This window comes from Dactylosporangium darangshiense, from assembly GCF_039537565.1.
In the GTDB taxonomy this organism is placed as follows: Bacteria; Actinomycetota; Actinomycetes; order Mycobacteriales; family Micromonosporaceae; genus Dactylosporangium; species Dactylosporangium darangshiense.
On record NZ_BAABAT010000043.1, the window covers coordinates 90,913 to 96,912 of the forward strand.

General features: G+C 69.5%; 4 protein-coding genes and 1 pseudogene. 4 read left to right on the forward strand and 1 reads right to left on the reverse strand.

Annotated features, from left to right (window positions below; genetic code table 11):
* Positions 1-47: 47 nt before the first annotated feature.
* From ABD901_RS45935 to polX, 4 genes and pseudogenes are all read left to right on the forward strand, one after another.
* Positions 48-545, forward strand: a complete 498-nt coding sequence (locus ABD901_RS45935; RefSeq protein ID WP_345137955.1) for an adenosine-specific kinase — start codon at positions 48-50, stop codon at positions 543-545.
* 57 nt (positions 546-602) lie between these two features.
* Positions 603-1,668: pseudogene (locus ABD901_RS45940) on the forward strand (CapA family protein).
* 53 nt (positions 1,669-1,721) lie between these two features.
* On the forward strand, positions 1,722-3,548 hold the full coding sequence (locus ABD901_RS45945; RefSeq protein ID WP_345137956.1) for a glycoside hydrolase family 15 protein: 1,827 nt from the start codon (positions 1,722-1,724) through the stop codon (positions 3,546-3,548).
* 15 nt (positions 3,549-3,563) lie between these two features.
* Positions 3,564-5,291 carry a DNA polymerase/3'-5' exonuclease PolX gene (gene polX / locus ABD901_RS45950; RefSeq protein WP_345137958.1) on the forward strand — a complete coding sequence of 576 codons (1,728 nt, stop codon included), beginning with the start codon at positions 3,564-3,566 and terminating at the stop codon, positions 5,289-5,291.
* A 143-nt stretch (positions 5,292-5,434) separates the two neighbouring features.
* On the opposite strand, the gene ABD901_RS45955 is transcribed toward polX, so the two are convergent.
* The coding region (locus ABD901_RS45955) for an RICIN domain-containing protein (protein ID WP_345137959.1) at positions 5,435-6,000 on the reverse strand (566 nt) is incomplete at its 5' end.

A 6,000-nucleotide genomic window follows, 5' to 3' on the forward strand; every position in this document is an offset into this window, starting at 1 on the left:
GGGCCGGTTGCGATCCACGTGGTCGCCGAGCCCGTGAGGAGGACGCGATGGTCGAGATGACCGTGCCGGTCGAGGTCGTCAGCGTCGAGATCCCCGACGGTACCAACATCGTCATCGGTCAGGCGCACTTCATCAAGACCGTGGACGACCTGCACGAGGCGTTGGTGGGGGTCGGCCCGCATCTCCGTTTCGGCGTGGCCTTCTGCGAGGCGTCGGGCGCTCGCCTGATCCGCCGCTCCGGCAACGATGACGATCTCGTGGCCCGCGCCACCGGCATCGCCAGTGCGATCGGAGCGGGCCACGCGTTCGTGGCGCTGCTGCGTGAGGGCTTCCCGATCAATGTCCTCAACCCGCTCAAGGCCGTGCCGGAGGTCTGCAACGTCGTCTGCGCGACAGCGAACCCGGTCGAGGTGCTCGTGGCGGTGACCCGGCGCGGCCGCGGGATCATCGGCGTCGTCGACGGCGAACCGCCGGTCGGCGTGGAGACCGAGGCCGACGTCGCCGAACGCCGCAGCCTGCTCCGCCACATCGGCTACAAGCTCTGACCCGTGCCCTGTGAGGCGATCGTGGACACATTGAAGGTGTTCCTGTGCGGCGACGTGATGCTGGGTCGCGGCATCGACCAAATCCTGCCGCACCCCGGCGACCCGGCGCTGCGGGAGGGGTACGTCACCGACGCACGCGACTACGTGGCCCTCGCAGAGGCGGCGAACGGCCCGATTCCCCGCCCGGTGGACTTCGCCTGGCCCTGGGGCGAGGCACTGGACGTCCTCGCCGACGCCGCGCCCGACGCCCGTATCGTGAACCTGGAGACCAGCGTCACCCGCAGCGACGATTTCGAACCGGGCAAGGGCATCCACTACCGGATGAGCCCTGCGAATCTGCCTTGCCTCGGCGCGGCCCGGCCCGACGCGTGCGCGCTGGCGAACAACCACGTGCTGGATTTCGGGTGCCGCGGCCTTCGGGAGACGGTCGGCTCGCTGGGCGCGGCGGGGCTGCAGGTGGCCGGCGCCGGCCTGGACGCGGACCAGGCGCGGCGGCCCGCTGTCGTCGCCGTCGACCACCGCCGGGTCCTTGTCTTCTCCTTTCGGGATGGCGTCCAGCGGCATTCCGTCGCACTGGGCCGCGACTGGCAGCCGACCGGGCGTCGACCTCGTACCCGAGTTACCCGTGAAGGGTGCCGCGCGGGTCGTCAGCGGGATACGGCAGGTGAAGCGACCGGGTGACGTCGTGGTCGCCTCCGTCCATTGGGGGTCCAACTGGGGCTACCAGATCCCGCAGCAGCAACGGCGCTTCGCCCGTGCGTTGATCGACGGGGGCGCCGACATCGTGCACGGGCACTCCTCGCACCATCCACGGCCGATCGAGATATACCGCAACCGGCTCGTCCTCTACGGCTGCGGCGACCTCGTCAACGACTACGAAGGCATCAAGGGCTACGCCGGGTACCGCGACGACCTACGGCTGATGTACCTGGCCAGCGTCGACGCCACCGGCGCGCTGATCGACCTGCGGATGGCACCGATGCAGGCCGGCCGCATGCGGCTGCATCGCGCTTCGCCCGAGGACACCGCGTGGCTGCGCGCCGTCCTCGACTCGGTCAGCACCCGGTACGGCGCCCGGGTCGACGCCACCGCGGACGGCATGCTGACGTCGCGCCCCGGCTGATCACGGCGTCCCACCGTCGTTAGCCAGGCCCCCGAACGGGCAAGTAAACACGTATGAGCGGCGGGCGACAGCTGGGTGCGGCTTCTGGCTACCTGCCGATCGCCGAGCACGGTCTGATCGGCAACCTGCAAACCGTGGCCCTGGTGGGCACCGACGGTACCATCGACTGGTACTGCTGTCCCTGCTTCGACGCCCCGAGCGTGTTCGCCTCGATCCTCGACGCCGACCGAGGCGGGTCGTTCGAGCTGGCCGCCGACGCGCCGGCGACGACCAAGCAGTTCTACTTCCCCGACACCAACGTGCTCATCACCCGGTTCTTCACCGAGGACGGCGTGGGTGAGGTCCAGGACTTCATGCCGATCACCGGCGACTCCGGCGAGGTCGGCCGCCACCGGCTCATCCGGCGCGTCTTGTGCGTGCGCGGCGTGATCCCGTTCCGGGCAAGGGTGGCACCTCGGTTCGACTACGCCAGGCAGCCGCACACCGTCCGATGGCAAGCCGGCCAGACCCGCTTCGAGTCCGCCGACCTTGCACTCGCCCTGACCGCCACCGTGCCGGTCGAACACGACGCCCTGGACGCGACGGCGACGTTCAAACTCCTGGAAGGCGAATCCGCGGTGTTCGCGCTCGACCGGGTCGGCGACGACGTCGCGCCGCGCGGATGCCCGAGGGCGGAGGCCGAGCAGGAGTTCGCCACCACGGTGGCGTTCTGGCGGCGATGGCTGTCCGCCTCCCGCTACCGCGGCCGGTGGCGCGAGACCGTCCACCGCTCCGCGCTGACCCTCAAGTTGCTCACCTACGCCCCGACCGGCGCGATCGTGGCCGCGCCGACGACCAGCCTGCCGGAGCGGATCGGCGGCGAGCGTAACTGGGACTACCGGTATGTGTGGATCCGCGACGCTGCCTTCTGCGCGTACGCCTTGCTGCGACTGGGCTTCAGCGGCGAGGCCGAAGCCTTCATGACCTTCCTGGCCGATCGCACCACCCGGCATGACGACAGTCCGTCCGGGCCGCTGCAGATCATGTACGGCATTGACGGCCGCACCGACCTGCCCGAACGCGAGCTGAACCACCTGGACGGATACCAGGGCTCCTCCCCGGTACGCATCGGCAACGCAGCCGCCGACCAACTGCAACTCGACATCTACGGAGCGCTCATCGACTCCGTCTACCTCTACGACAAGTGGGGACAGCCCATTTCCAGCGACCACTGGGATGCGATCTCCCGCCTGGTGGACTGGGTCTGCGAGCACTGGAACCAGCCTGACGAAGGCATCTGGGAAACCCGCGGCGGGCGCAAGAACTTCCTGTACTCGAGGCTGATGTGCTGGGTGGCGATCGAACGGGCCATGCGAATGGCCAGCCACCGCGGCCTGCCCGCGAACACCCTGCACTGGCAGCGGACCCGCGACACGATCTACCGGCACATCATGCGCCACGGCTGGTCGCCCACCCGGCAGGCGTTCGTCCAGCAGGAGGACAACGACGTCCTCGACGCCGCGGTCCTGATGATGCCCCTGACCAAGTTCATCGCCCCCACCGACCCTAGATGGCTCGCCACCCTCGACGCGCTCGCCGCGGAGCTGGTGTCCGACTCGCTGGTGTACCGCTACGACCCCACCACCAGCCCGGATGGCCTCCGCGGGGAGGAGGGCACCTTCTCGATCTGCTCGTTCTGGTACGTCGAAGCGCTCACCCGGGCCGGGCGACTCGAGGAGGCCCGGCTGGCCTTCGAGAAGATGCTCACCTACGCCAACCACCTTGGCCTGTACGCGGAGCAGATCGGCCGCACCGGTGAACAACAGGGGAACTTCCCGCAGGCCTTCACGCACTTCGCGCTCATCAGCGCCGCGTTCAACCTCGACCGCGCCCTCGGCTGACCTACCCTGGGGTGTATGGCTCGGCCCAACGAGGAGGTCGCGGCGCACCTGCAGGAGTACGCCGACCTCATCTCGATCACGGGTGATGAACAGTTCAAGGCGCGCGTCTACGAGAAGGCGGCGCGCTCCGTCGCCGGCTACCCGGAGGACATCTCCAAAGCCGACGTGAAGACGCTGCGGGGCATCCCGAACGTGGGCGCGTCGATCGCGGACAAGATCGTCGAGTACTTCCACGACGGCGGGACGTTCGCCGCGCTCGAGGAGCTGCGCGCCAAGATCCCGGCCGGTGTCCGGCGCATGATCGAGATCCCCACCCTTGGGCCGAAGCGCGCGATGACCCTGTACGAGCAGCTGCACGTCTCCTCGGTCGAGGAGCTGTCCGCGGCGATCGACGAGGGCCGGCTCCAGGGGCTCAAGGGATTCGGCGCCCGCACCGAGGACAACCTGCGCCACGGCATCGAGCTGCTGCACCACGCCGGGGACCGGCTGCTGGTGAACGCGGCGATGGAGGTTGCCGAGAACGTCGTCGACGCGCTGTCCACGGTGGACGGTTGCGTCCGCTGCACGTACGCGGGCTCCCTGCGCCGGATGCGCGAGACGATCGGCGACGTCGACGTCCTCGCCGCCGCGGAACGGTCCGACGCGCTGATGGCCGCGTTCGTCGGGCTGCCGCTGGTCGCCGAGGTCATCGCCCATGGCGCGGCGAAGACGTCGATCCGCACCGCGACGGGCCTGCAGGTCGACCTGCGGGTGGTGCCGCCGAGCGCGTGGGGCGCCGCATTGCAGTACTTCACCGGCGCGAAGGCGCACAACATCCGCACCCGCGAGATTGCCGTGCGACACAAGCTCAAGCTTTCCGAGTACGGGCTGTTCGACGCGCCGACGAACACCCTGATCGTGTCGGAGACCGAGGAAGAGGTGTACGAACGGCTCGGCCTGCCCTGGATCCCGCCTCCGCTGCGCGAGGACCGCGGCGAGATCGAGGCCGCCCTGAGCGGTGAGCTGCCGGACCTGATCCAGACGAAGGACCTCCGCGGCGACCTGCACACGCACACGAACCTCACCGACGGCGTGGCCTCACTCGCCGAGATGGTCGGCGCGGCAGCGCGGCTCGGCTACGCCTACCTCGCGATCACCGACCACGCGCCCAACCTGTTCATGCAGCGCATGTCCGACGAGAAGATGCTCGCCCAGCGCGAGGAACTGCGGGCGCTCGCGGCCGAGCACCCGAAGCTGCAACTGCTGCACGGCACCGAGCTGAACATCGACCCGGACGGCGAGGTGGACTGGCCGGCCGGGTTTCTCGCCGGGTTCGACCTGTGCGTGGCGTCGGTGCACTCGCACTTCAACCAGTCGCGCAAGGAAATGACCCGGCGGTTCGTGCGGGCCTGCGAGAACCCGCACGTCAACATCATCGGTCACCCGACCGGCCGGCTCATCGGCCGCCGGCAGCCATACGACGTCGACCTCGAGGTGGTGTACGAGGCGGCCGCGCGCACCGGCACCGCGCTGGAGCTCAACGCCTCGCCCGAACGGCTCGACCTGTCGGCGGAGCACCTCATCCAGGCCCGCCGGCACGGCGTGCGGTTCGCCATCAACAGCGACGCGCACGCGACGACGCACCTGCCCAACCTGCGCTACGGCGTCGGCACCGCCCAGCGCGGCTGGCTCACCGCAGACGAGGTCATCAACACGTGGCCGCTGCGCAAGCTGCGCACCTTCCTGAACAAGTCGGCTTCTTGAACGACGCGGTACCGTCAAGATCGGGTCCAGGAGAAGCGCGGTAGCGCGCGCAGCGGCTCGTTGTCATTTGACTCGCGCCCGGCGCGAGGGTGCCGTCGACGGCGGCGCGGTCCGATGCCCGGGCAGGCACCGGACCGCCCCCGTCAGCTCAGGCTGAACCGCTGGTTGGCGCCGCCCCAGCAGTCGTAGAGCTGGACCTGCTGCCCGTTGCCGGTGCCCCAGACGTCGAGGCAGCGCCCGGACTGCACGCCGGAGATGCTCCCGTTGGAGTTGACGTTCCACTGCTGGTTCGTCTGGCCGTTGCAGCTGTAGATCTGGATCGCCGCGCCGTTGCCGGAGCCTGCGGCGTCGAGGCACATGTTGCCGTACACCTGCAGCTGGCGGCTCGAGGTGTACGTCCACGCCTGGTTCGTTTGGCCGTTGCAGTCGTAGAGCTGGACCCGCGTGCCGTTGTTGTGCGACGCGTTCGGCACGTCGATGCACCGGCCCGACTGCGAACCGACGATCCGCTGCCCGCCGTTCTGCGGCGGCGGGGACGACGTGCCGCCGCCGGTCGGCGAGGTCGTGACCGTGGGCGACGTCGTCGGGTTGGCGGCGTTGAGGGCGTTGAGGACCGAGGTGTAGGCGGCCTTCTTGTTGCCGCCGCCGTCGAAGAGCAGCGGGCTCTCGCTCGAGCGCCAGGAGTCGCTGTCGCGTACGCCCCACACGG